The following is a 24,648-nucleotide window of genomic DNA, read 5'->3' as shown; positions in this document are numbered from 1 at the left end:
TATAAGTTTTTTGTGTGTATTAGTTTGTATTTTTGAAGTACTGATTTGTAAAACATGAAATATTTTTTCCTTCTACTCTCTACATTCGTTTTTGCCCAGCAAACCAAGAAAGTTGATTTTACAACGATGCAGGCTCAACTTGATCCAAATGCAGCTGAAAAGTCAATCCGTGGGAAAGTAACGTATGACTTTGTCGTGAAATCAAAAATTGATACCATTAGGATCGACGCCATAAAAATGGAATTCTCGGAAGTAAAGATTAACGGGAAATCGGTTGTTTTTAAAAACTCCGGAAAGTCGCTTAATCTGTATAAAGGTTTTAAGAAAGGGAAAAATAAGCTGGAGTTTAGGTACGCTGCAAAACCAAGGCAAACTATGTATTTTGTTGGTGAGCCTTCCACAGGCGCAGGACAAATCTGGACACAAGGACAAGGGAAGTATACATCGCATTGGTTGCCGAGTTTCGACGATATGAATGAGAAAGTGGTTTTTGATATTTCAGTTGAATACAGAAACGATTATACCGTACTGTCAAATGGTGTTTTGAAGGGAACAAGCAGCAATTCAAAAGGAAATCTGAAAACTTGGGAATATAAGATGCAAAAACCAATGAGCTCCTACTTGGTGATGCTTGCCATCGGGAAATTTGTCCATCAAAAGGAAACTTCATCTACAGGTACTCCGTTGGAATTTTATCTGAGGGAAGAAGACAAAGACAAATTTGGAGCTACTTATAAATATTCCAAAGAGATATTTGATTTCTTAGAAACGGAAATCGGGGTAAAATATCCCTGGGAAGTGTATCGTCAGACACCGGTGATGGATTTTTTGTATTTAGGAATGGAGAACACATCTTCGACACTTTTTGCTCAGGACTATGTGGTAGATGAGATTGGTTATAACGACCGAAACTATATCAGGATTAATGCCCATGAACTGGCACATCAATGGTTCGGGGATTTAATTACGGAAGAATCCGGTAAACATCACTGGCTGCAGGAAGGTTTTGCTACCTATTATGCTTTATTGGCTGAGAAAAAACTCTTCGGGGAAGATCATTTTAATTATGAATTGTACCAAACGGCCACTGCTTTACAACAAGCTTCCAAAACAGATACCATCCCGCTTATGAACGGAAAGGCGAGCTCTTTGACTTTTTATGAAAAAGGCGCCTGGGCGTTGCATTACCTGAGGGAAAACATTGGTGAAGATAATTTCAGAAAAGCGGTTAAAAGCTATCTGAACCAATACGGATTTAAAAATGTAAAGACCGACGATTTTCTTAATGAAATTAAGAAAGTTTCAAAATTCGATACTGAAGCTTTTAAGAAAACGTGGCTGGAAAAACCAGGTTTTGAAATTCAGGAAGCGATTGGTATTCTGAAAAAAAATAAGTTCATATCGGATTATCTTTCCTTAACAGAGCAATATGAAAAACCATTATCCGAAAAGAAAACCCAGCTGGAGGCCATCTTAAAATCGGATGCTTTTGAACCGTTGAAAGAAGAAGTGGTTTTACAATTGCAGGAAGTTCCCTTTGAAGAAAAGAAAGACTTGCTTCGTCTGGCCATGCAAACGGGTAACCTCAAAGTCAGACAGGCTTTGGCAGCAACATTAAAACAAATCCCAGTAGATTTTAAAGAAGAATTCAAATCGATGTTAAGCGACAATTCCTATGTTACTAAAGAAATTGTGCTTAAAAGTTTATGGGTGCAATTTCCGGATGAGCGGATCGATTTACTCAATAAAACAAATAGTTGGATAGGACTTAATGACCGAAACTTAAGGATAACCTGGCTGACTTTGGCTTTAGCTACCAAGGATTATGAAAAGGATAAAAAAGTTAATTTTTACGATGAGCTTTTGGGGTATTCGACTTCCAGGTATGAAGCAGGCACCCGTCAGTATGCGATTGTAAATCTTCTGTTTTTGAATAAAATGGATCAGAATGTGTTGCCGAATCTGGTAAACGCATTAGTGCATCATAAATGGCAGTTTACAAAATTTGCAAGGGATAAAATCCGCGAACTTGCCAAGCAGGAAGTCTTTAAGAAATATTTTCAGGAATTGCTTCCGAAATTGCCCGATAACGAGAAATTACAATTGCAGGGATTGTTGTAAGAATTTTGAGGTTTTAACGCAACTAAAAGGGATTTTTACCATCTTTAATTATAACAGATATCTTCATTTATGAAAAAGAACTTTTGGCAATTTGCACTGCTGTTACTTAGCCTTATTGTAATAAGCTGTAATCAGAACGATGATGTTTCAGTCGATAACCCTTCTGAATTTTCACAAAACTTTGGTAATCAGGTTTCCCGCGATTTTATCGGTCAGGTTGTGGATGAAAGCAATCAGCCGATTCAGGGCGCTACGGTAAAAATCGGAACATCGACAGTACAAACCGATGTTAACGGTGTTTTTATTATATACAGTGCCGTTGTCTACGAGAAATTTGCTTATATCACGGCAAAAAAATCCGGATTTATTGATGGTTCAAGAGCCATGGTTCCGACTTCCGGGAAGAACAACGTAAAAATTATGATGATTTCCAATGCGCCGGTTCAGACCGTTCAATCAGGAGAGGCTAGTGAAGTAGTATTGCCAAACGGTACGAAAGTAAATTTCGACGGTGCTTTTCAGGATGAAAACGGCGTAGCGTATTCCGGTTCGGTTCAGGTATCGATGTACCATTTGGAAGCTTTCGATGATAATCTGAGCAGTTTAATGCCAGGAATGTTATATGCCGAAGACCAAAATGGTAATGAAAGACTTCTGGAAACTTACGGTATGATGAATGTCGAACTGAAAGGAACAGGAGGTCAGAAATTACAGCTTGCCAACGGACACGTGGCGCAAATCAGAATGCCTATTGATAATGCTCAGTTGGCAACCGCTCCAAGTACTATTCCGTTATGGCATTTTGATGAGGTAAACGGTTACTGGAAAGAAGAAGGAAGTGCTCAAAAAGTCGGGAATCTCTATGTAGGAGCTGTTTCGCATTTTTCTTGGTGGAATTGTGATGCTCAGTTTCCTGTGGTTAATTTAACCGTAAATGTTACGGATCCTAATGGTAATCCTGTTTCAAATGTTGCTGTTCAAATTGTGAGAACTGCCAGTTTTGGTTCTATCAGTACCGCTGGTTTTACAGATAATAACGGACATGTCTCCGGATTAGTACCTTCAAATGAAGTGTTAACCCTGAATATTTTTGAAGCATTTGGGCAATGTAGTGTATACAGTGCAAACATTGGGCCGTTTAGTTCCAATACTGTCTTACCGACAATTGTTCTAAATAATTCCACTACCGTATTTAATACTCAGGTGGTTGGGGTATTAAAGAAATGTGATAATTCCAATGTGACAAACGGTTATGTAATGATGAGCAGAACCGGTAATTCATCCGCTTTTTGTCCGGTAAGCAATGGAGCCTTTACTTTTAATACAGTTTATTGCAATAATGATACAGGTTTTACCTTAAAAGGAGTCGATTATGATAACCTTCAAACGACCGGTTCCATAAATTATACGTTCACGGCACCTGTAACGAATATTGGTAATCTGACGGCTTGTACCGCGGTAACGGAATTCATTTCGTATCAGGTTGATAATGGAAATACCGTACTGATTTTAGAAAATCTGAATGGTAGTATAGGAGCAAACGGGCTACCAGGAGGGATGAGCGTCAACGGATCAAGTCAGAATGGAGCCATTTATATTTGGGGAAGTACCAATACACCTGGGATTTACACCACAAATGAGTTTTCAATTGAAGGACAGCATGTTGGTGTTATAACAAATGGTGTAACAAACACTGTTTCTTTTAATTTAAGTGCTTTTGGTGCAGTTGGCCAATACATCGATATGACATTCAACGGTACTTATAATGATGGGGCAGGTGTAGTTCACACTATAAATGGTGTAGCTCACGTAATCAGAGATAATTAGCAATAAAAAAAGCCCTGAAATTTCAGGGCTTTAAATTTATCCAATGATTTCGGTTATTTCGTTCTTTAGATAAGAAAGTGCTAAAACAGTTGGCGATTGTTTTTCCACCATTTCGGTTAGAATCTGTTCGCGCAGTTTGTCTGCATTTTCAGCTGTGATGGCATTTTTACGTATGGTTTGGATGATGGTGTTTTTTGCGGTTAAGATAACACCCCAACATTCATCACTTACATAAACCTGTTGGGTTAAGTTGTGTTCAAATTCCTGTTCGATCGTATGAATCAAAAGACTTTCGTAATCTTTAGCTTCAGAGGAAATCGGCGAAATACGAACCAACAATTTCCCGAGGTTGATTCGCTCTAAAAACAAAGCCATACGCTCGTAGGCATGTAAGCGAAGCGGTAACGAGTTTTTCTGTGCTTCTTTGTGCAGCAGGTAGCGTCTTCGGCTTTTTTCGTTCTTTATAAAACCATTAAAAAAATAATAAGCAACCGCTCCGGTTACCAAAGAAGGCAGCGTGTAGGCGGCAATATCAATAAGCTTTGTATAGTCCATTTTTGATCAAGTTTATGCAAATGTAAAATATTATTAGTATTTTTAATCATAAGTTCAATAGGCTTTACATATTTTTCAATTAACCTGTAAGGTGTATGAATAAACTATTACTTACTTTTTTACTGTTGTTTTCTTTAAGCGTTTTTTCGCAAAATACAGAGATAACAGTACTGTTAAAAGATTACCAGACCAATCTGCCTGTTGAGGGAGCTACCATTACAGTGTTGAATACCAACCAGGGTTTGGTAAGTAACGAAGAAGGTATTTTCAGGATTTCACTTGATAAACCTTCCAAAATACAGATTTCCCACACTTCTTATAAAACCTTGACGGTGAATTCCAGTGCTTTAAAGCTGAAAGAGAATATCATTTATCTGGAAAGTAGTACAAAAACATTGGAAGAAATTATCATCACCAAAAACCATCCGCAGGAAATCCTTAAAAAGCTGGTGGAAAATTCCTCGCAGAAACTTTCCGTTCCCATCAATCTGAAAATTTATGTTAGGGAATTTTTCAAAAGCAACAATAAGTATACTTCTTTCAACGACGGATTGCTTAATTTCTATGTTCAGGGTTCCCATAAAAACATTAAAGCTGATATCCTTGTAGAGCAGAACCGTTTCTATGGTTTAACAGAAGATATCGTTTATAAAGATATTTTGGGGTATAATTTAAACGATCTGATTCATAACTATTACGAATTCAAGTATCTGGAGAAAGTAATGGAGGCGTATTCCAAGAAAAAATACGAATACGAAATCAAAACTTTTCCCGGTAATGAAGATTATTACATGATGAACATCCGCCCGGTTGCAGGAATTGATGAATACCTACCGGATTATTTTGTGTTATATGATTATAAGAAAAATGTAATCATTGAAATCAATTCGTCTGTATTAACGGAACGCTATGATTTTAAAGGCGTAACCGATTTTGTTGTGATCAAAGGAAAAGTGTTTACCTCGGTTTTCAGTGCCACTTATAAATTTGACGGTGAAAATTATTATCTGTCCAATTCAAAAGAGGAAATCGGTTTTATCATCAGCAACAAGAAAAGAGCGGATGAACGCATAGAGGTTAAAAACAGTCTTGTGGTAACCAATTACAGCAACAAACCGGTGCCTTACGATAAAACAGATGTTTATAAAGACAAATCGCTTTTCAACAAAGAGAATACTGTTTTAACCAACTACTGGGAGTTTGATTCCGGACTGACACCTACCGATGAAGAAAAGAAAATTATTGAAAGTCTTGCCGATAAGCTGTAAAAAGTATTTATTTGTGCGAAAATAAACATAAATGAAATACTGTTTCTTTTTGCTTACGATGTTCTTGTGTGTAAGCAATCTACAAGCCCAGGAGAAAAATATTGAAGTAATCCTTAAAAATGCCGCTACTAAAGAAGCTATTTTCGGTGCTTCCGTTAGTGTGAAGAATTCCAATCAGGGAGCCGTTAGTAATGAAGAAGGACTTTTTAAACTGACGATTGCTTCTCCTTCAGAAATCCTGATTACCCATTTAACCTATAAAGCAATGGTTATTTCTTCAGGCGAATTAAAGCCGGGAGTGAATACCGTTTATATGGAAGTGAATGATGTAACGATGGAGGAAATGATCATTTCCAAAACTCCTATTTATGAAGTATTGGCTGCTTTGGTCGAAAACTCAAGATTGCATTTGTCCAATCCGATTCATTTGAATACCTATTGCCGTGAGTTTGTAAAGAATCATGGAAAATATACCCGTTTTACTGATGGTTTGGTTGATTTGCACATAAAGGGTAAACCGAAGAATATCGATGTTGATGCCATTGCGCTTCAAAACCGTTCTTACGGACTGAATGAAGAAGATAATACCTCTGAAATGCTTATTGGTTTCAGACTGGATGATATAATTGAAAAAACATACGAATTCGGTGTATTGAAAAAATTCTGCAATAAAAGCAGTACGGAAAACTATGATTTTGAAATCAAGAGCAATCCGTCAAACGAAAACATGTATGTCATCCATATCACTCCTAAAAAAGAAGTAGCGGAATTGCTTTATGAAATTAAAGTGGCCTACGACATCAACAAAAAAGTAATTCTTGCCATCGATTATAAAATAGCCGATTCTCACTTACAGTATTCAAAAGAAGTGAATTTGCTGATTGCAAGAGTATTGATCAAAAAGAATACTTTTAAAGCCAATTTCAGGTTTGAGAATGGCAAATATTTCCTTTCCAGCACTTTGGTTGATGCACATTTCAAATTCTGGAACAAGCGAAAAATCAATTACGATATGGAAGCTAAAAACGCTTTAATCGTGACAAATGCTTCGGATGAAACGTTTACTTACGATAAGAAACAGGTTATGCGAAAAGGCTTGTTGGTCAAGCGGGAAAACAATATAAAAACCAATTATTGGGAATTCGATTCCGGACTTACACCAACCGCAGAAGAACAGCAGGTTATCGAAAAACTGAGAACGAAATCATAATTATCAACAATTCTATACATAAAGGCATTCAAAACTTGAATGTCTTTTTTTTATGGTTATTTTTGTCCATTCGAATTCAGTAACATAAGTTAATCAGATATTTCAGGAGTGGCGACAAAAGATCAAATGCAGCAGATAATTAACCAGCTTAACGAGGCACAGCGCGCGCCGGTTTTACAGAAAGACGGCCCCATGATAGTAATTGCGGGTGCCGGTTCCGGAAAAACGCGTGTACTTACCGTTCGTATTGCCAATTTAATTCATTTAGGTGTCGATGCGTTCAACATCCTTTCACTAACGTTTACCAACAAAGCGGCCCGTGAAATGAAAAAGCGTATTACCGATATCGTAGGCGCCGAAGCCAAGAACCTTTGGATGGGAACCTTCCACTCGGTATTTGCGAAGATTCTGCGTATTGAAGCCGATAAATTGGGATACCCGAGCAATTTTACCATTTATGATTCTCAGGATTCCGTGCGTTTGATTGGCCAGATTATCAAGGAAATGCAGTTGGATAAGGATATCTACAAACCGAAGCAGGTTTTCGGAAGGATATCATCGTATAAAAACAGTCTGATTACCGTAAGAGCCTATTTAAACAATCCGGAACTTATTGAAGCCGATGCGATGAGCAAAAAGCCACGTATGGGGGAAATTTATCAGAATTATGTAGAGCGTTGTTTCAAATCCGGCGCGATGGATTTCGATGATTTGTTATTGAAGACCAATGAACTGTTAAATCGTTTTCCGGATGTTTTAGCGAAATACCAGGACCGTTTCCGATACATATTGGTAGATGAGTATCAGGATACGAACCATTCGCAATACCTGATTGTCCGTGCCTTGTCGGATCGTTTTCAGAACATTTGTGTGGTAGGGGATGATGCGCAGAGTATTTATGCTTTCCGAGGGGCGAACATCAATAACATCCTGAATTTTCAGAAGGATTACGAAGGCGTACAGACCTATCGACTGGAGCAGAATTACCGTTCGACCAAAAACATTGTAGAAGCAGCAAATACTATTATCGATAAAAATAAAGTAAAGCTTGAAAAAGTAGTTTGGACCGCAAACGATTTCGGACCAAAGATCAAAATACACCGAAGCCTGACCGATGGGGAAGAAGGCCGTTTCATTGCATCAACCATTTTTGAAGAAAAGATGCAACAGCAGATGCACAACGGTCAATTCGCGGTTTTATACAGAACCAATGCCCAATCCCGTGCCATAGAAGATGCTTTGCGTAAGCGCGACATTCCGTACAGGATTTACGGTGGTTTGTCGTTCTATCAGCGTAAGGAGATTAAAGACGTTTTGTGTTACCTGCGATTGGTTATCAATCCGAAAGATGAAGAAGCCTTGGTACGTGTTATCAATTATCCGGCAAGAGGGATTGGTAATTCGACCATTGAAAAATTAACGGTAGCGGCGAATCATTACAAGCGTTCCATTTTTGAAGTGATGGAACATATTGAGAAAATCGATTTAAAACTGAATGCCGGTACCAAAAACAAGTTGCAGGATTTCGTTACGATGATCAAGAGTTTCCAGATTATCAATGAGAATCAGGACGCTTTCTTTTTAACCGATCACGTTACCAAGAAAACCGGTTTAATTCAGGAGCTGAAGAAAGACGGTACGCCGGAAGGAATCGCCCGTTTGGAAAATATTGAAGAATTACTGAACGGTATCAAAGATTTCACCGAAGGACAAAAAGAAGTCGACGGCGCAAGAGGAGCTTTAGCAGAATTCCTTGAAGACGTAGCCTTAGCCACCGATTTGGATAACGATACCGGAGACGACGACCGCGTAGCATTAATGACCATTCACCTGGCTAAAGGTTTGGAATTCCCGACGGTTTTCATCGTTGGTATGGAAGAAGATTTATTCCCAAGTGCCATGAGTATGAATACCCGAAGCGAGCTGGAAGAAGAACGCCGTTTGTTTTACGTAGCGCTTACCCGTGCGGAACATCAGGCGTATTTAACCTATGCGCAATCGCGTTACCGTTGGGGGAAACTGGTTGACAGCGAACCTTCCCGTTTTATAGAAGAAATCGATCCGCAGTATCTGGAATATCTTACACCGGTAGAAACCAATTACCGCTACAAACCAATGATCAATGCCGATATTTTTGGTGATGTGGATAAATCGAAATTGCGTTTGTCTAAACCGGTTGCCGGAACACCTCCAAAATATATTACGGATAATGAGCCGAAGCCTAATTTAGACATCAGAAGATTAAAGCCGGTTTCAGGTTCTTCTCCAAACAGTAAAACGAATTTGTTTGATTCGAATTTAACTGTTGGCAATATTGTGATGCACGAACGTTTTGGAAAAGGACAAATCCTTAATCTGGAAGGAGCAGGAGCCGATAAGAAAGCGGAAATTAAGTTTGATGTAGGAGGTATTAAGAAACTTTTGCTACGTTTTGCTAAGTTGGATGTTATAGGGTAATGATGAGCAGGTCATTCAGAAAAACAAAAATATTCGGATATACTTTTGCAAAAACAGAAAAGGAAGAGAAAAGATTTGCAAACAGAAAACTTAGGAGAGTTGTTCGTCAAAAGATAAAAATCAGAAAAGATGAAGTTTTACCTAAACTGAGAGAAGTATCCAACGTTTGGGCTTTCAGTAAAGACGGTAAACGATATTTATCGAACATTGAAGATAAATATTTAAGAAAATAGTTTGTAACTTTAGAATATGGCACAATTCATTAAAATATATCCCGAAAACCCAAACGAAAAGGAAATCGCTAAAGTGATAAAAGTACTTCGTGATGGTGGTTTAATCATTTATCCGACAGATACGGTTTATGGTCTGGGCTGCGATATTACCAATACGAAAGCGCTGGAGCGAATTGCTAAGATAAAAGGAGTGAAGTTGGAGAAAGCCAATTTTTCCTTCGTTTGCCACGATTTAAGCAACCTTTCCGATTATGTGAAGCAGATTGATACTTCTACCTTTAAAATTCTTAAAAGAGCTTTACCGGGGCCTTATACGTTCATCTTGCCGGGGAACAATAATCTTCCGAAAGAATTCAAAAAGAAAACGACTGTTGGTATTCGTGTGCCGGATAACAATATTGCATTGGAAATAGTACGTCAGTTAGGCAACCCGATTGTTTCCACATCCATTCACGATGAAGATGAGGTAATTGAGTATACCACCGATCCCGAATTAATTTTCGAGAAATGGCAGAATCTTGTAGACTTGGTTATCGATGGCGGATATGGAGACAATCATGCATCCACGATAATTGATTTATCCGAAGGAGAACCTGTTGTTGTCCGTGAAGGAAAAGGAAGTTTGGATATTCTATAGTTTTCAGTCACAGTCGCAGTAAATGGTATAATAAAAAAGCGCCTTGAATTATCAAGGCGCTTTTTTATTAGTATATTCTTTCTGAAAAACTGCGACTGCAAACTGATTATTTACTCAAGCCCTTCATCTCTTTCTCAATCATATCATAGAACTGATCTATTTTCGGCATGATGATGATTCGCGTTCTTCTGTTTTTAGCTCTGTTGGCCGGAGAATCGTTATCGGCTAAAGGAATATAGTAACTTCTTCCCGCCGGAATCAACTGTTTAGGGTTTACGCCTAAGTCTTTCTGTAAAACACGTACAATAGAAGTAGCACGTTTTACGGATAAATCCCAGTTGTCTAACAATACTGCATTTTTAATCGGCACATTATCGGTATGACCTTCCACCATGCATTCAAAGTCAGGTTTGCTGTTGATTACTTTAGCAACTTTGCTTAAAACACCTTTAGCGCGGTCACTTACTTCATAACTTCCGGATTTGAATAAAAGATTGTCTGCAATAGAAATCATTACAACACCTTTTTCCACATTGATGTTGATGTCCGGATCGTCAATACCTACTTCGCGTTTTAAACTGGTCACCAAAGCTAAGGTAACACTGTCTTTTTTGGTTAAAGCATCCTGAAGGCGAGAGATTTTTAAGTCTTTTTCTTTTAAACTCTCTAATGATTTTTCAAGGTTTTGAGCGCCTTTTGTTGTTAAAACGGTAAGTTCTTTAGAGCTGTTAATTAAGTCGGAATTGTTCTTTTTAAGATATTCGTTCTGGCTGCTCAAAGCCTCTTTCTCTGTTAAGCAAGAGTTCAGTTTAACAGTACAGGTGTTAAGCAAATCCTGAATTTCTTTGTTTTTGGCTTCTAATTCGGCAATTTTCTTTTTGCTTCCGCAAGAAGTTAATGTAATTGCTACGGCTGAAAGGATAATAAATAATCGTCTCATGAGTAATGATTTTGATAAATAAGATACAAAGTTACTAAGTTCTGTAAGGGTTAAATAGTTTTAAACGATAAACTAATGTTAAAAATTAACATCAAAAATCTTACCGCTTTTTACAAAGTAACGATAAACAATGGAATTTAGTCTGAAGTAATTTTTGCCCTGATGATGGTTTCGTTTGCCTAAAAACTTGAAAATGTGATAGTAAAACGAAAAATGAGAGGTCAAAACCGCCCATAAATGTTTTGGTCTTCCCTGTGTTAAAAAACGTAAACCGGCAATTCCGTCTAAAACCAAACGGATAAAAAGTACCGGAAATAATTGCCCTTTAGGCAGATTTTTTAACAGCATCCAAAGGGAATTACGGAAATTCAGGTACGTTTTTTTAGGATTTCCGGCGTCCAGTGTAGCGCCACCTACGTGATATACCGTTGAGGTTCCGCAATATTTCGCAATATATCCTTTGTTGAAAGCTCGCCAGCATAAATCAATTTCTTCCTGATGTGCAAAGAAATCGGCGTCGAAACCTTCCAATTCCCGGTAAGCTTCTTTACGGATAAAGAAACAGGCTCCGGAAGCCCAGAAAATAGGCGTGATGTCGTTGTATTGTCCGTTGTCTTTTTCAATGGTTTCGAAAATACGTCCGCGACAGAACGGAAACCCGAATTTGTCGATAAAACCACCGCCGGCACCGGCATATTCGAAATAGTCTTTGTTTTTAAAATCGAGAATTTTAGGCTGAATAATGGCAGTTTCCGGTTCTTTTTCAAATAAGGAAAGGATTGGCTGTAACCAGTTTTCCGTCACTTCAATATCGGAATTTACCAAAGCATAAATATCTTCCTCAACAAATCGTAACGCTTCGTTATAACCTTTGGCATAACCAAAATTCCCCTTGTTTTCAATAATCCTGACAGTAGGGAAGTGCTCTGTAACATAAGCCACAGAGGTATCGGTCGAAGCATTATCAGCCACATAAATCGTAGCACCTTCTGAATGCTTCAGGACAGATGGTAAGAATTGTTCAAGCAATTTTACACCGTTCCAGTTTAATATGACAACTGCTATCTTGTTCAATGTAATGATTTGGTTATTCGGTAATTTGTTTATTTGGTTATGAAATCCGGAAGTTCTCTTAGAAACTGATATTGTTCCTTTTCGAAATCCATTTGGCAAAAATAATGATTTAGCCCGTTGGTCACCATTAAAAATTTGGCTTCTAAAGTCATGTTGTAGCGGGCAATCTGATCGAAGGTATTTTGCGAAATCTTAACTTCCGGGGCTTTGCATTCTACTAATAAATATATAGAGCCATTTGGTTGAAAAACAACAACATCATATCGTTTAATTAAACCGTTAATTTTAATGGATTTTTCAACGTTGATATATGATTTAGGATATTTTTTATCAAGTAGAAGAAACTGAACCACATGCTGACGTACCCATTCTTCCGGAGTAAGCACCACAAACTTTTTACGGATTTCGTCAAAAATCAAGACTTTATTTTCGCTATTTTTGAACCGAAAGGAATAAGCAGGGAAATTCAGTTTTTGCATTTAGCAAAGCTATCATCAAATAACCAAATAACCAAATAACCAATTTTGGACGAAGTACTAAGAATCATAAAGGATATACAAGCCGGTAACATTAAACCTATTTATTTTTTAATGGGGGAAGAGCCTTATTATATTGATAAACTGGCGGATTACATAGAAGATAACATCCTTCAGGAACATGAAAGGGATTTTAACCAAACGGTTTTATACGGACGTGACGTTTCCATCGAAGAAGTGATTGGGAATGCCAAACGATTTCCTATGATGGCCGACAGGCAGGTAGTAATTGTCAAAGAAGCCCAGGAATTGTCGAGAACAATTGATAAACTTGAATCGTATGCCGAGAACCCACAGCCATCCACGGTTTTGGTTATTTGCTACAAATACAAAACGCTTGACAAACGCAAGAAAGTCACCAAAGTGTTAGAGAAAAACGGTTTGGTCTTTGAAAGCAAAAAAATGTATGAAAATCAGGTAGGCACATGGCTTACGAGGGTTTTACAAGGCAAGAAACTGAATATTGAACCTAAAGCTTCCGCAATGTTTGTAGATTTTTTGGGTACTGATTTAAGCCGAATCGCCAATGAAATAGACAAACTGGCCATAATTCTGAAGCCCGGCGACACTATTACACCGGCCATAATCGAAGAAAATATCGGTTTCAGTAAAGATTTCAATCCGTTTGAATTGCGCAAAGCGATTGGGGAAAGGAATCAGCTTAAAGCGTACCAAATCGCCGATCATTTTGCCAAAAACCCGAAAGACAATCCAATTGTACTCACTATCGGACTTGTATTCAGTTTCTTTTCTCAATTATTGCAGTACCACGGTTTAAAAGATAAAAGCCAGGCGAATGTTGCAAAAACTTTAAAGGTGAATCCTTTTTTCGTTAAAGATTATGAAGCGGCGGCCAGAAATTTTCCAATGAAGAAAGTAAGCGCTATCGTAGGTTCATTGCGTGATATTGATGTTAAAAGCAAAGGAGTTGGTGCCAACAATTTAAAAGAAGACGATCTTCTGAAAGAGATGTTGGTTAAGATTTTTAATTAGTATTCAATAACCTTAAAAAAATAAGTAATGGTAAATAGGATTTCTGTACTGCTGTTGTTTTTATTGGGAATTTCAGTAAACGCACAAAATGTAGACGAGGCCCATAACCTTGTAGAAGAAGGCATTGTTCTGCACGATAAAGGCGATTTTAAAGGCGCAATTGCGCTTTACGATAAAGCGCTATCCGCGGATGTGAATAATTTATTTGCAATGGCAGAAAAAGTGATGACACTGAATGCCATGAGCCAATTTAAGGAATCAATAGAATTGGCAGAAAAAGCCATTAAGCTCTATCCCGGAAAAAACGATCTGAAGAATATTTACGTTAGTTGTGGCAATTCATACGACGCCCTCGGGATGCCGGACAAATCCGTTAAGATATACGAAAAAGGTATGAAGGAATTCCCTAACTACTACCAACTGTATTATAACAAAGGGATAACATTGGCTAAAACCAATAAAATAGAGGAGTCTGTCAAATGTTTTGAAAAATCGATTTCCCTGAATCCAAATCATCCGGGTTCGCATAATGCGCTGGCACGATTGTCGGATCAAAGCGAAACAAGGGTAAGAGCATTGCTGGCGTATTACCGATTTATGGTTCTGGAGCCGAAAAGCACACGTGGTAAAGAAAATATGAAATCAATTGTCAGAATAATGTCTGCCAATGTGAAGAAAACGGATGAGAACAGTATTACACTCAATTTAGATCCTGACATTCTGAAAGGGATTGATAAAAAACAGAAACCAAACAGTTTTAAAACCACGGATATGATATTATCTATGGATGCGGCACTGGATTTTGACGACAAATACAAAGATGAAACCGAAGTGGAACGATTCATCCGAAAATCATCCACCTTTTTTTCCTCATTGGCAGAAAGCCAGAAGGAGAACAGTGGTTTTTACTGGGAGTATTATGCACCTTATTTTATTGAAATGAAAAACAAGAATTTCCTGGAAACATTTGCTTACATAGCTTACTCAGGAACTGAAAACAATGAAATCCAACAATGGTTGAAATCCCACGAGAAAGAAGTTACTAATTTTAATAATTGGAGTAAAGAATTTATCTGGAAAGGATTGTAGGTTGAAAGAGAGCAAAATAGCGTTTGTGACAACCGTTGGAAAATCCTATATTGCATACCAACCAACCAAAAACAAAAACTATGAATCCAATCGTAAAAAACATTTTAGCTGTTGTAACCGGATTTGTTGTAGGCTCGGTCGTTAACGGAGCGCTTATTTCATTAGGGCATACAGTTATTCCTTTGCCGGAAGGCGCAGATGTATCGACTTATGAGAAGATGAAAGAATCCATGCATCTTTTCGGATCCGAACAGTTTATTTTTCCTTTCCTGGCTCATGCTCTGGGAACATTGGTAGGGGCTTTCGCAGCCGCCAGACTCGCAGCTACAAGTAAAATGAGAATCGCAATGGGTATCGGAATATTTTTCCTTTTAGGAGGTATAACGAACTGCTTTTTATTACCGGCTCCCATTTGGTTTATCATATTGGATGTGGTAGCAGCTTATATTCCAATGGGATATCTTGGCGGTAAATTAGGCTTGGGTGCTTCCGGAAATTCTCAATCTTAACAAAGGTGATTTTTCCAAAAGAATTAAAATGCTGATATTTGCACACCTGAATTTAAAACCGAAATCAAAATGATGAATAAGAATACCGTATTAGGATGGGCAACACTGATCATGATTATCATGGGAATTTTAATCGTAGGCTTAGCAGTTTACCGTTATGATGATGTAGCAGGATGGGGGTTTGGAGCTGTGGGAATCGGTTTCTTTGCCATTGCCTGGGTATTTAATGCTTTAAAAGGAAGAGTGTAAAAAGCATATAACACAAAAAAGCCGAATCATTATGATTCGGCTTTTTTGTTTGATAACTATCAATCCATAGCGCGGTACTCTTTCATGGCTTCCAAGGGTTCAATGGAAATGTGATTTTGCCAGACGGAAGGATCGTATCGTTTGAGTTGAATGTACTCGAAGTCAACTTCTTTATATGTATTAAAAGTTTCGTCCGATATATCGTTTTGTGCGATGTTCAGTAATTCTGATTTTTTTATAGAATTGCCTTCCACTTTTATATCCAAGGCAACGATGTCTTTATCTTCATTTGTAAGTTCAATGAATTTTAAAGGTCTGTTTACATAAAAATACATTCCGGTTTCTTCAAATGCGTAGTGGAGGTTGTAATGTTTCTTTTCAGGATCTTTTTTGAAAATGAGGGTTCCTGAGCTTACGTTTTCAGATGCCTTAACGCCTAACAATAGTCGTAGGTTGAAGCTGTTGACTTTTTTATCTTCTGCCAAAGTATAGTTGCATTTCAGCACTGCATAGTCGGTCTCTGATACATAGAGTGTTCCTGTATATATGGCACTTCTTTTCTTAGGTGAAAATTTGATAATGTAAACAACTTCATTTTCGGTATCGTCATAAAGTCGTTTCTCAAGTTGATAGGAATACAACTCCGGTGAATTGATGAATTCAAACTTTTCACTGCTCAATCGCTGCTCAAGTAAAAATGACTGAATGCTGCTCCTGCTGTTTGCGAGTTTACTGTTATCCTTTTTTTTGTTCTTCTTTTTGTTGTAGTTTTTATTTAAAGAGACTGTGTCGCGGGAGCCGAAAAGTCCACTTTTTATGCGATAAAATTTTGTGGTATCAAGATGTTTCAGAATAATTGAAGTTCCCACATCCTGCATATCATCCACAGAAGCAGTACTTTCATTTCCCCGGATGCTTGTTGCTTTAATTACTTCAAGTTTTGAAAGGAGATTAGTTTTATTGTCTTTTACCGTTTTGCCGTTATAATAGTTGCAAAGAATATCATTAAATTGTTGTGATGGATTATTAATGATCTTAGTTGTGAATTTTTCTAAATCAGTATTGGCTTCTTTTAATTGTTTTTTACTGAAACCGGTTGATTTATCGATTTCAATATTCATTTTAGAAGCTTTAAAGGCGGAGGATTCCCTAAAAAACAACTTCCTTTGCGAAGTGTTCTGATCGGTTTTGTAGTTCTCTTTAAGATGTTTTTTTACTTCAGCAATAATTTTATACGGATCAGGTTTGCTGTTGCTTATGGTCATGTTTTCGAGTTCGTAAACACCCGGAGTAAGTTTAATTGTTAAGTTTTGGTTTTTTAAATCAGCAATTGAAAGTTGCTTGCTGGTATACCCTAAAAATGAAACAGTTATGCTGCCGGATTCCCCTGATTGCTTTTCATTAAAATTGAAATAACCATCGTTGTTCGCGATCAGTTCGGTGGTACCGTTGATTTTGACTGTTGCATTTGGGAGAGGTTCACCGGTTTGTGAATCAGTCACTCTAGCTGTAATGTTTTGAGCGAAAACATAAGTTTGAACCGCAATAAGCAGTAAAGTGAAAATAGTTTTAAGCTTCATTTATTATTTTATAAGGTATTGTGTTTTTTGCTATTATTCTTACATACACGCAAACTTATAAAATAACTCATGCAAAAAAGAAAGCTTAAGTTTTTTTTATGATTTTTTGGGAAATCTTAACCTTCTCTACCAGTAAAGTTAAGCAGGCACCAGCTGTATAGGCGACCAGATCAAGCCATTCGAATGAACTTCCTATAACGATCCGGGCTACTTTTGAATGTCCCAGATTCAGTACTTCTACAATGTTAAAATACTGAAGCATTTCAATCAGGTAGGAGAAAAGCAAAACGCTAACGACAGCAGGCAGTACAGGTATTTTCAGAAATGATTTTACAAAACAATAGATCAGGATTACTACAAGTACATCGCCAAAATAGGGCCTGATAAAAGTATCTTTTACAAATAAAGCTATCATTACTTCAGTGTTGAAAATAAGCGTTGCAAGCAGGAAATAAGTTCTGTTAAAAGTCAGCATAATGTTCAAATGTTTTTTATCAGTTCCGCAAGTAATAATAGCTATTAATGAATCAGTTGTAAAGTTATTAAGATCCGGCTATTGGTGTTCCGAATATTCCTACTGCCAATTCTGCCCAAATCAAGAAAAGAGCCAAAAGTAATAATGCTATTAAAACTATTCGATTCCTTTTATTTGTAATTTTTCGCATTACAAATTCACACGTTAAGCCTGTTGCAAAAAGTAAAATACCAGCTATAATAAAGTCGAATGGTTTCCAGTCTACTTCATTGGTAAATTGCATGGCTATAAGCGGTATCGATAATAAAACCAATATTGTTGTTATGATTACTATCAGTCTTTTGTTTTTCATAATTGTTTGTTTTTAAGATTGATAAATGTTATTTCTTCGACAAATATATAAAACTTTGAAATGCAAAGTACTTTTTAAATGAAATTTATTTGTAATTTAGCCAAAACAATTTTTACGTTATGGATTACTTTGTAAATGAGAATTCGATTGTCAGAAAGATATGGGGAAAGAGCGATACAGTGCTTTTCATTTTTGCAGGCGCTTCCGCTGAATTTGCGCTTAACAAAGCCGTGGATTGGTTATACTTTACGGGCAAATTGCCTTCAGATCCGTTGGGACGGCTGTTTTCAACGGTTGGCTATGCGAGGAAGATAGTGTTTGCACCAAAAGAAGATGCCCATAAAGCAATAGACATGATGCGCCATATTCATTCCGCTGTAGAACAAAGCCGCGGGACATCCATTCCGGATTGGGCTTATCGTGACGTTTTGTTTATGCTTATCTATTATTCGATATCGGCTTATGAGTTGCTGGAAAAGAAATTAAACGATCAAGAGAAAGAGGAAGTATACAATGTGTTTTACAGAGTAGGGGTTCGAATGGGTTTAAAGGAATTGCCCGAAACTTATAAGGATTGGCTTCCGGTTCGGGATACCCATTTGCAGGATAATCTGGAGAAAGGCCATTATACCACAGATCTGTTCAGACAATACAAAAAACATCTTGGACCTTCACGCTACAAAGTATTGGTGGAAGGACAGAAATTAGTTGTGCCCAAAAGGGTGAAAGAATTAATGGATTTTAATGATTTTTCATTGCTTACTCCAATAGTTCCGATGTATAAAATGAGCAGAAAGATAAAGATGGATACACTGGTAAAAAGTATATTACTTCCATCCGAATACAAACAGCAAATTGACGATCTGGATTTATACAGGAAGATTAAACGCTAACCAAATGCAGCAAATCAAACAGCTGATTTAAAGCAATTCGGTAGCCTTCTTCAAAACCCATTTCCAGAATTTTGTTCAGGTCTTCAGTTTTTTCGAAAGACAAAGTGTTGGTAACTGTCGTAATCCCATTTTCATAGGAAAAGGTGTTTTGCCATGTCATTCTCGGAAAGTCATTGTTGATTACACGGTTTTCATCACAAAAAGCATCCAGAACCTGATACGATTTTAACGGCTCAATCTTGCTGTATTCGGCGATACAATAATGTTTTTCACCTTCCGGGGAAAGCATGTAATAATGCATGTACTTTCCGTTTTCAAACGTATTGGTTAAAACAATTGCTTTGTAAGGTTCCGGTGCCCACCATTGTTCAAGCATTTCGGTTTTGGTGAAAGCATCCCATACCGTTTCCGGAGTAGTCGGATAACTGTGTGTTACAATTATCTTTTTTTGCTCCGGTAATTTCTGAAATTCGATTGTCGTGTTCATACCGATATAGTTTAAAAGTTAGTACTCAGGTTGTCGGTACAAAATTACTTAACTTTCTGTAAATGAGGTTGCTGAAATGGTGTTTTAACGGCTTTATAACGTATGTGTTAACAAATGCCAAAAAGCTGGTTTTTCTGTAGCAGAACTGTTTTTAATTATCTTTTTTTAAGGATTTCAAAGTTAAGGTGGCAATATCTTTTACCAATTGCGTAGGGGAATTGCAGTCACAATTGCTCAATCCGATAACGTAAACATCTTCACCGGGAATATAAACACCCATTGTTTTAAAGCCGAATATACTGCCGCCATGTTCTCTTGACGGTTTTCCGTTCATATCTTTTAGATGCCAACCGTAGCCATAGGTGAATTCTTCGCCGGAATTTAATTTATATTTAGTGAAGGCTTTTTTTATGGTTTGACCGTTTACCAATACATTCTGATTTAAAGCCGTTTGCCATTTCAGCATATCTGTAGCGGTTGACATTAAAGCACCGGATGAGAAAGGAACACTGAAACTGATAGCCGTCTTATTCACATACCCGCTTTCTTTTTTCTGGTAACCGTACGCTCTTTTATTGATGATTTCCCGATCGCTTGCATAATACGATTGCTTCATGCCCGCTTTTTCAAAAAGGTTTTTCTCTATAAAATTTTCATAGGTTTCCCCGGAAACGATTTCAATGATATGACCAAGAACTACATAGCCGGAATTGTTATAGTCGAATTTTTCCCCGGGCTTGAAATCCACCGGTTCGTTTTTGAAGAAATCGACCATCATTTTAGGAGTCATTTCTTTTTGGGCAATATCCCGCAACGATTTCATTTTTGTAAAATCTTTGATGCCGGAAGTGTGTGTCAACAAATGATGAATAGTTATCTGATCTCCAGAAGGATAATCCGGAATGTATTTCGAAATCGGATGCATGACGTCTAATTTCTTTTGTTCTTCCAGCATTAGTATGGCTACGGCCGTAAATTGTTTTGTTATGGACCCTAACTGGAAAACATTGTCTGTAGTTAAAGCAGTATTCAGTTCCAGATTGGCTTTTCCAAAAGCTTTTTGGTAAATAGGTTTTCCTTTTTTTGCAACCAGAAAGACACCACCCGGACCGTTTTCGTCTTTAAATTCAGTTTTAATAAGACTGTCGATTTTCGTGTCAAGATTTTGTGCAACGGCTAAGTGTAAAGGATTGCAAACAATGAGGAATAACAGGAATGCCTCAAAAAGAAGTTGTTTTTTGATTGTCATTTTGATTGATTTAATTTCATAAAAGTGTTTAACCTTCTATGAAAGATTGATGATTATGACAAATATATAGAAAATGGTGAGAAATTACCTATTTAGAGAATAATGGTTTTAAAAATTATTTGTGGAACTGTTCTACCATTATCAGACAGGCAAGTAAATTTAATAAAACTTGTTTAAGTCTGTAATTTTCATCCAGCCTTGTGTGGTTTTCTTTCCATAATAATAGCAGTAAGCCCATTCGCCATCGAATTTTTCAATATAGACCACATCGCCTTTAACCAGATAGGATTTAAGTTTTTGGTCGCTTGATTTTTCTTTATGGAAATAAGATTTCTCAGAATTTATGTAGCGTACCTGAATCCAGTTATTGCTTTTTTCAAGCTCGAATTTTACCGGACTAGTCTTAAAATGCTGAACATTCCAGCAGCCACCATGATCTTCACCTAATTTAATCTCAACTGTTTTGTTACCGGTCACTTTTAAATAACCGTCAACCATATCTGAATCCATATCGTCAGTATAATACGTATGGATCAGCGCCACATCCTTATCAAGGGTTCCTTCAATATAGAAGAGGCACGAGAATCTCGGGTTTCCGTTTGCATCTTCCTCACCTACATAACTTTCAAAGAAGCCGGTAATTAATTTGGAATCAGGATCGTAAGCCAGATTTAAACCATCGTAATAGGTGCCTGAGGTAATACTCTGCTGACTAGACGCAACATTTGTAAACAATATTGAAAATAACGCAATAAATAGATTTTTCATTCCTTTGATTGATTTATGTTTTAAGAACAAATTAAACAACTTTTACTTTAAAAACGAAGTTAACGTAATTCATTTATCCGAAACAATCTCCCGTTTCCGTCGTTAATATAAACCTTGTCTTTGTATACAAACGGATTACCGATCCCATATTCAAAGTCAGTTTTAAAAATGATTTTTCCATCGGTAGAAATCCCGATCAGTTGTCTGTTTTGAGTTCCGAAAAAGATAATGTTTTTATAAAGAAGGAATTCTGTATCAGCTACATAAGATTTGTTTTTTAAAGACCAGACTGCTTTACCCGTAGTAGTATCTATGCAGGTAATCCCATTGTTATAGGAATTGATGAAAAGTCTGTTTTTATAAAGTAACGGCTTAAAAAATATCTCAGGATTTGTAGCAGTTTTCCAGAGTTGTTTCCCTGTTGAAAGCTCAATTTTATGCGTAAATCCTTTTGCATAAGATGAATCGGAATTAATGTAAACATAATTGTCCTCGAGCAATGCTTCACTGTACAAATAATTACTGTTCAGGATTTCCCATTTAAGTTTATTATGGTTGATATCGATGCAGGAAATGTCATTACCGTTTTTGGAATCATCTAAATTTGAAATTATTAGCAGGTTGTCTTTAATATTAGGCTTTGTTGTTGAAAGCAATTGTTCGGCTGGCTGAATTTTCCAGATAAGTTTGCCGGTTTCAAGGTCGTTTGCAAACAATCCGACGCCACTTCTGGAATTGAATACCACCGAATCGAATACAATCAGGTTGTTGGTTTTGGTATCGGTAACGTCTTCCCAGATTAAATTACCCTGCAAATCAAAAGCCTTTAAAGTTTCGCTTCCTCCAAAATAAATTTTGTTATTAAACACCAAGGGTTGCAATTTGGTGTAGTTTCCGGCAGAATATCTTTTCCACGCGACTTTTCCATTGGCGATATTCAGCTTAAAAATGCTGTCATCCATGGAATGGCCATATATAAAATTATCCTTTTCTACCAGTGAATTGGTGCTCCAGTTTATTTTTTTGTTCTCCCAAACCAGCTCTAATCCTTTGTGGTATTCGGTTTTTTTATCACAGGCAAGTAAGGATAAGAATAAAAGAAGGAGTAATTTTCTCATTGTTGAACTTATCGTTTGTTTCGCTTTTAATCGAAATACGTTGTTAGTAAACTTAGGATTGATAGACTTGAAATTGTTGCAGCGATGAGTATAATTTCTCTTTTGAGATGCTTCAGTACGTTTTCTTTTTTCAGCTTCAGATATACCGCAATTCCTGTTATGGTTGGGATGGAAAACAGTAATATAAATATTGTACTCATTACAGAAAAATAATTAAAGCCGTGAGCCTCTATTGCTCCGGATAGTAAAGTGATCAGACAGCTAAGAAAGACAAACCCAATTGAAAAACTAAGTAAAGCTCTTGTTACGTATTTCATTACTTCAAAGTCACGCACTTTATTTATCTGTTGTGTCATATTTTGAATTAGGTTGCTTAATAAATCGGTCTATCTGAGTATTGTAAAAGCCATTTCTTTTATTTATCGGTATTTTTAATCAACTTATTAATAACGTCTCTTTCAAAAATCTTCTTTAATAATTCTTTATTTTCTTCATCCAGTCCATCATCCTGATTAAAGATGTCTTCATCATATTGTATCGAAATGAGTTCTATAGCGGTTTGTCCGTTCTTGGTTTCATGTATATCGATGTCGAAAAATTCGATGGAATCATTATCAGAAAAAAGCCTGCAAAATTTGTACGGAGGCAAATTTTTATTTTCAGAATCAATACATTCCGCTTCTCCTGTGCTTTCCAGTTTTTTGACAATTGCCTGTTGCGTTTCCCGGACATGATAATATTCAAAATAGTGTTCTTCCGGTTCTACTTTTGCCCTGCTTGTTGCCATAAAAGCGAATGAAGCAGCCACAATGGGAATTATCGGATGTAACTGTATCGTTTTCAGGTTGTCTTTCTGGTTTTCAAACCAATAAGCAACAGGTAAAACCGTCAGTGCAATTAGGTCGAAATAGTCAACGGTTCGGTTTACATTCAGAAGGCCAAGACTATTCCACAGGTTTATTAATTCCTGACTAAATGGCGATTTCCAAAAAATAAACAATAACCCTGTCAGTGTAAATATTTTGTTTTTATGTGTCGGAAACAGTGCAGTCCAAAACAAAGAAAAAATGAAAAGCCCGGCAAAATCAGACAGTTTACCCGTGATGAAGTTTCCAAAGATTCCTTTTAGTACCAAATCGTTCAAAAGCAGCACAGTTAAAGCGATTATAAACCAAAGTGTCGTGAAGATTTTTAAATTTCGTTTCATTAGATGAAAGTTGTCAATGTAAAACGTGTTAAAAGGTTTGTTTCTTTTCAATATCCGGTAATGCCTGGTCAATCCGTTTGGCAAGTTCCGGAAGTTTGATTGTCGGAACCGCCGGAAATAAATGATGCTCCAGATGGTAAAACATGCTGAATGTAATTTTGTTTTTCCAGCCGCTTCTTTGTGTTCTTGCATATTCAGGACTGTCCTCAGTGTGGTGATGTACGGTCCAAACAGCAAAGAAAGCCATTAAAAATTCCCCGAAGATCATCACAATAATGTGATAAATCAGGAAATCAATTCTGAAGTAAAAAGCAAGAGTTACAACAATCGCAATGGAAATGAGTTCCAGCATGACATTCCGTTTGTAGTTTTTATTTCCAAGCTGAAAAGTGACCTTGTGGATCAGGAACATGTGCATCGGTCCGTATAAAATTGCGCCGTACCAGGTCATTCCAGCTGATTTGCCTTCGTAATCTTCATCAGACAAGCAATATTTATGATGTCTTATGTGGTTGAATTTAACGGCGTGAATCGACACCATCATTAAAATACTGTTTATGTACAGGGATAACCAGGTTAAAAACTTATTTGTCCCAAGGGAATTATGAAAACCGTTGTGAACCTGCCTAAGTCCGGTCAAAAAGAAAAATGCCGAAAAGGGTAAAGCAAGAATATAATAGCCGAAATAGGCGAGGGTCATTGAGATCAGAAACCAGGGGATTGTTAGATTGTTTTCAATTAACATTTCCCTGAAAGACAGGTTTTTCAGGTCTTTCCACTCAACTTTTTTTACTATTTCCTGATGTATCATTTTGGTTATC

General features: G+C 37.1%; 25 protein-coding genes. 11 read left to right on the top strand and 14 right to left on the bottom strand.

All coding sequences use genetic code 11. The features are described 5' to 3' along the window. Positions 1-54: 54 nt before the first annotated feature. Both ACWPKD_RS03925 and ACWPKD_RS03920 read left to right on the top strand, forming a co-directional pair. Entirely contained in the window at positions 55-2,121 is a 2,067-nt protein-coding gene (locus ACWPKD_RS03925; protein ID WP_455411374.1) for a M1 family metallopeptidase, read from the top strand. Positions 2,122-2,190: 69 nt separating this feature from the next. Next, a complete protein-coding gene (locus ACWPKD_RS03920; RefSeq protein WP_455411373.1) occupies positions 2,191-3,948 on the top strand; it encodes a hypothetical protein in 1,758 nt (585 codons plus the stop codon). Between the two features lie 36 nt (positions 3,949-3,984). Here ACWPKD_RS03920 and ACWPKD_RS03915 read toward each other — a convergent pair whose 3' ends face one another. Further along, positions 3,985-4,503: a DUF7935 family protein gene (locus tag ACWPKD_RS03915; RefSeq protein WP_455411372.1), complete on the bottom strand. Its 519-nt coding sequence runs from the start codon at positions 4,501-4,503 to the stop codon at positions 3,985-3,987. Between the two features lie 95 nt (positions 4,504-4,598). Between ACWPKD_RS03915 and ACWPKD_RS03910 the strand changes: the two genes are divergently transcribed. The 4 genes from ACWPKD_RS03910 to ACWPKD_RS03895 all read left to right on the top strand — a co-directional run bounded on the left by ACWPKD_RS03910 (position 4,599) and on the right by ACWPKD_RS03895 (position 10,308). Next, complete coding sequence (locus ACWPKD_RS03910; RefSeq protein WP_455411371.1) at positions 4,599-5,771, top strand: carboxypeptidase-like regulatory domain-containing protein; 1,173 nt, start codon at positions 4,599-4,601, stop codon at positions 5,769-5,771. Positions 5,772-5,802: 31 nt separating this feature from the next. Next, positions 5,803-6,981, top strand: a complete 1,179-nt coding sequence (locus ACWPKD_RS03905; RefSeq protein WP_455411370.1) for a carboxypeptidase-like regulatory domain-containing protein — start codon at positions 5,803-5,805, stop codon at positions 6,979-6,981. A 126-nt stretch (positions 6,982-7,107) separates the two neighbouring features. Next, positions 7,108-9,438 (top strand): ATP-dependent helicase, encoded by a 2,331-nt coding sequence (locus ACWPKD_RS03900; RefSeq protein ID WP_455411369.1) that lies wholly within the window; start codon positions 7,108-7,110, stop codon positions 9,436-9,438. A 249-nt stretch (positions 9,439-9,687) separates the two neighbouring features. Then, positions 9,688-10,308, top strand: a complete 621-nt coding sequence (locus tag ACWPKD_RS03895; RefSeq protein ID WP_455411368.1) for an L-threonylcarbamoyladenylate synthase — start codon at positions 9,688-9,690, stop codon at positions 10,306-10,308. Between the two features lie 106 nt (positions 10,309-10,414). Here ACWPKD_RS03895 and ACWPKD_RS03890 read toward each other — a convergent pair whose 3' ends face one another. The 3 genes from ACWPKD_RS03890 to ACWPKD_RS03880 all read right to left on the bottom strand — a co-directional run bounded on the left by ACWPKD_RS03890 (position 10,415) and on the right by ACWPKD_RS03880 (position 12,801). After that, on the bottom strand, positions 10,415-11,248 hold the full coding sequence (locus ACWPKD_RS03890; protein ID WP_455411367.1) for an OmpA/MotB family protein: 834 nt from the start codon (positions 11,246-11,248) through the stop codon (positions 10,415-10,417). A gap of 78 nt (positions 11,249-11,326) precedes the next feature. Beyond that, on the bottom strand, positions 11,327-12,322 hold the full coding sequence (locus ACWPKD_RS03885) for a glycosyltransferase family 2 protein (RefSeq protein ID WP_455411366.1): 996 nt from the start codon (positions 12,320-12,322) through the stop codon (positions 11,327-11,329). Between the two features lie 29 nt (positions 12,323-12,351). After that, a complete protein-coding gene (locus tag ACWPKD_RS03880) occupies positions 12,352-12,801 on the bottom strand; it encodes a type I restriction enzyme HsdR N-terminal domain-containing protein (protein ID WP_455411365.1) in 450 nt (149 codons plus the stop codon). Positions 12,802-12,846: 45 nt separating this feature from the next. Here ACWPKD_RS03880 and holA point away from each other — a divergent pair, with 45 nt between their 5' ends. The 4 genes from holA (at position 12,847) to ACWPKD_RS03860 (ending at position 15,698) form a co-directional block, all read left to right on the top strand. Continuing rightward, positions 12,847-13,851: a DNA polymerase III subunit delta gene (gene holA, locus ACWPKD_RS03875; protein WP_455411364.1), complete on the top strand. Its 1,005-nt coding sequence runs from the start codon at positions 12,847-12,849 to the stop codon at positions 13,849-13,851. Positions 13,852-13,878: 27 nt separating this feature from the next. After that, positions 13,879-14,940 (top strand): tetratricopeptide repeat protein, encoded by a 1,062-nt coding sequence (locus tag ACWPKD_RS03870; RefSeq protein WP_455411363.1) that lies wholly within the window; start codon positions 13,879-13,881, stop codon positions 14,938-14,940. Positions 14,941-15,020: 80 nt separating this feature from the next. Beyond that, positions 15,021-15,449, top strand: coding sequence for a hypothetical protein (locus ACWPKD_RS03865; RefSeq protein WP_455411362.1), 429 nt, complete (start codon positions 15,021-15,023; stop codon positions 15,447-15,449). Positions 15,450-15,521: 72 nt separating this feature from the next. After that, complete coding sequence (locus ACWPKD_RS03860) at positions 15,522-15,698, top strand: CAL67264 family membrane protein (protein ID WP_367230457.1); 177 nt, start codon at positions 15,522-15,524, stop codon at positions 15,696-15,698. 59 nt (positions 15,699-15,757) lie between these two features. Here ACWPKD_RS03860 and ACWPKD_RS03855 read toward each other — a convergent pair whose 3' ends face one another. The 3 genes from ACWPKD_RS03855 to ACWPKD_RS03845 form a co-directional block, all read right to left on the bottom strand. Continuing rightward, complete coding sequence (locus ACWPKD_RS03855) at positions 15,758-17,278, bottom strand: carboxypeptidase-like regulatory domain-containing protein (RefSeq protein ID WP_455411361.1); 1,521 nt, start codon at positions 17,276-17,278, stop codon at positions 15,758-15,760. Between the two features lie 85 nt (positions 17,279-17,363). Continuing rightward, positions 17,364-17,753, bottom strand: a complete 390-nt coding sequence (locus ACWPKD_RS03850) for a ribosomal maturation YjgA family protein (RefSeq protein ID WP_455411360.1) — start codon at positions 17,751-17,753, stop codon at positions 17,364-17,366. Positions 17,754-17,820: 67 nt separating this feature from the next. Further along, positions 17,821-18,105, bottom strand: a complete 285-nt coding sequence (locus tag ACWPKD_RS03845; protein WP_455411359.1) for a hypothetical protein — start codon at positions 18,103-18,105, stop codon at positions 17,821-17,823. Between the two features lie 119 nt (positions 18,106-18,224). On the opposite strand from ACWPKD_RS03845, the gene ACWPKD_RS03840 reads away from it, so the two are divergent. Further along, positions 18,225-18,998 carry an oxygenase MpaB family protein gene (locus tag ACWPKD_RS03840; RefSeq protein WP_455411358.1) on the top strand — a complete coding sequence of 258 codons (774 nt, stop codon included), beginning with the start codon at positions 18,225-18,227 and terminating at the stop codon, positions 18,996-18,998. On the opposite strand, the gene ACWPKD_RS03835 is transcribed toward ACWPKD_RS03840, so the two are convergent. The 7 genes from ACWPKD_RS03835 to ACWPKD_RS03805 all read right to left on the bottom strand — a co-directional run bounded on the left by ACWPKD_RS03835 (position 18,988) and on the right by ACWPKD_RS03805 (position 24,638). Continuing rightward, positions 18,988-19,485: an SRPBCC family protein gene (locus ACWPKD_RS03835; protein WP_455411357.1), complete on the bottom strand. Its 498-nt coding sequence runs from the start codon at positions 19,483-19,485 to the stop codon at positions 18,988-18,990. The genes ACWPKD_RS03840 and ACWPKD_RS03835 overlap by 11 nt on opposite strands. A gap of 151 nt (positions 19,486-19,636) precedes the next feature. Further along, positions 19,637-20,734, bottom strand: a complete 1,098-nt coding sequence (locus tag ACWPKD_RS03830; RefSeq protein WP_455411356.1) for a serine hydrolase domain-containing protein — start codon at positions 20,732-20,734, stop codon at positions 19,637-19,639. Between the two features lie 159 nt (positions 20,735-20,893). Then, positions 20,894-21,502 carry a hypothetical protein gene (locus tag ACWPKD_RS03825; RefSeq protein ID WP_455411355.1) on the bottom strand — a complete coding sequence of 203 codons (609 nt, stop codon included), beginning with the start codon at positions 21,500-21,502 and terminating at the stop codon, positions 20,894-20,896. A gap of 59 nt (positions 21,503-21,561) precedes the next feature. Next, positions 21,562-22,620 (bottom strand): outer membrane protein assembly factor BamB family protein, encoded by a 1,059-nt coding sequence (locus ACWPKD_RS03820; RefSeq protein WP_455411354.1) that lies wholly within the window; start codon positions 22,618-22,620, stop codon positions 21,562-21,564. Positions 22,621-22,646: 26 nt separating this feature from the next. Further along, positions 22,647-22,976, bottom strand: a complete 330-nt coding sequence (locus ACWPKD_RS03815) for a hypothetical protein (RefSeq protein WP_455411353.1) — start codon at positions 22,974-22,976, stop codon at positions 22,647-22,649. A 59-nt stretch (positions 22,977-23,035) separates the two neighbouring features. Further along, entirely contained in the window at positions 23,036-23,827 is a 792-nt protein-coding gene (locus ACWPKD_RS03810; protein ID WP_455411352.1) for a hypothetical protein, read from the bottom strand. A 28-nt stretch (positions 23,828-23,855) separates the two neighbouring features. Beyond that, the gene (locus ACWPKD_RS03805; RefSeq protein ID WP_455411351.1) at positions 23,856-24,638 is read right to left on the bottom strand and encodes a fatty acid desaturase family protein; all 783 of its coding nucleotides are present in this window, start codon (positions 24,636-24,638) and stop codon (positions 23,856-23,858) included. Positions 24,639-24,648 lie beyond the last annotated feature (10 nt).

Source organism: Flavobacterium pedocola (assembly GCF_053764385.1).
This window is presented reverse-complemented; position numbering and strand designations above follow the sequence as displayed.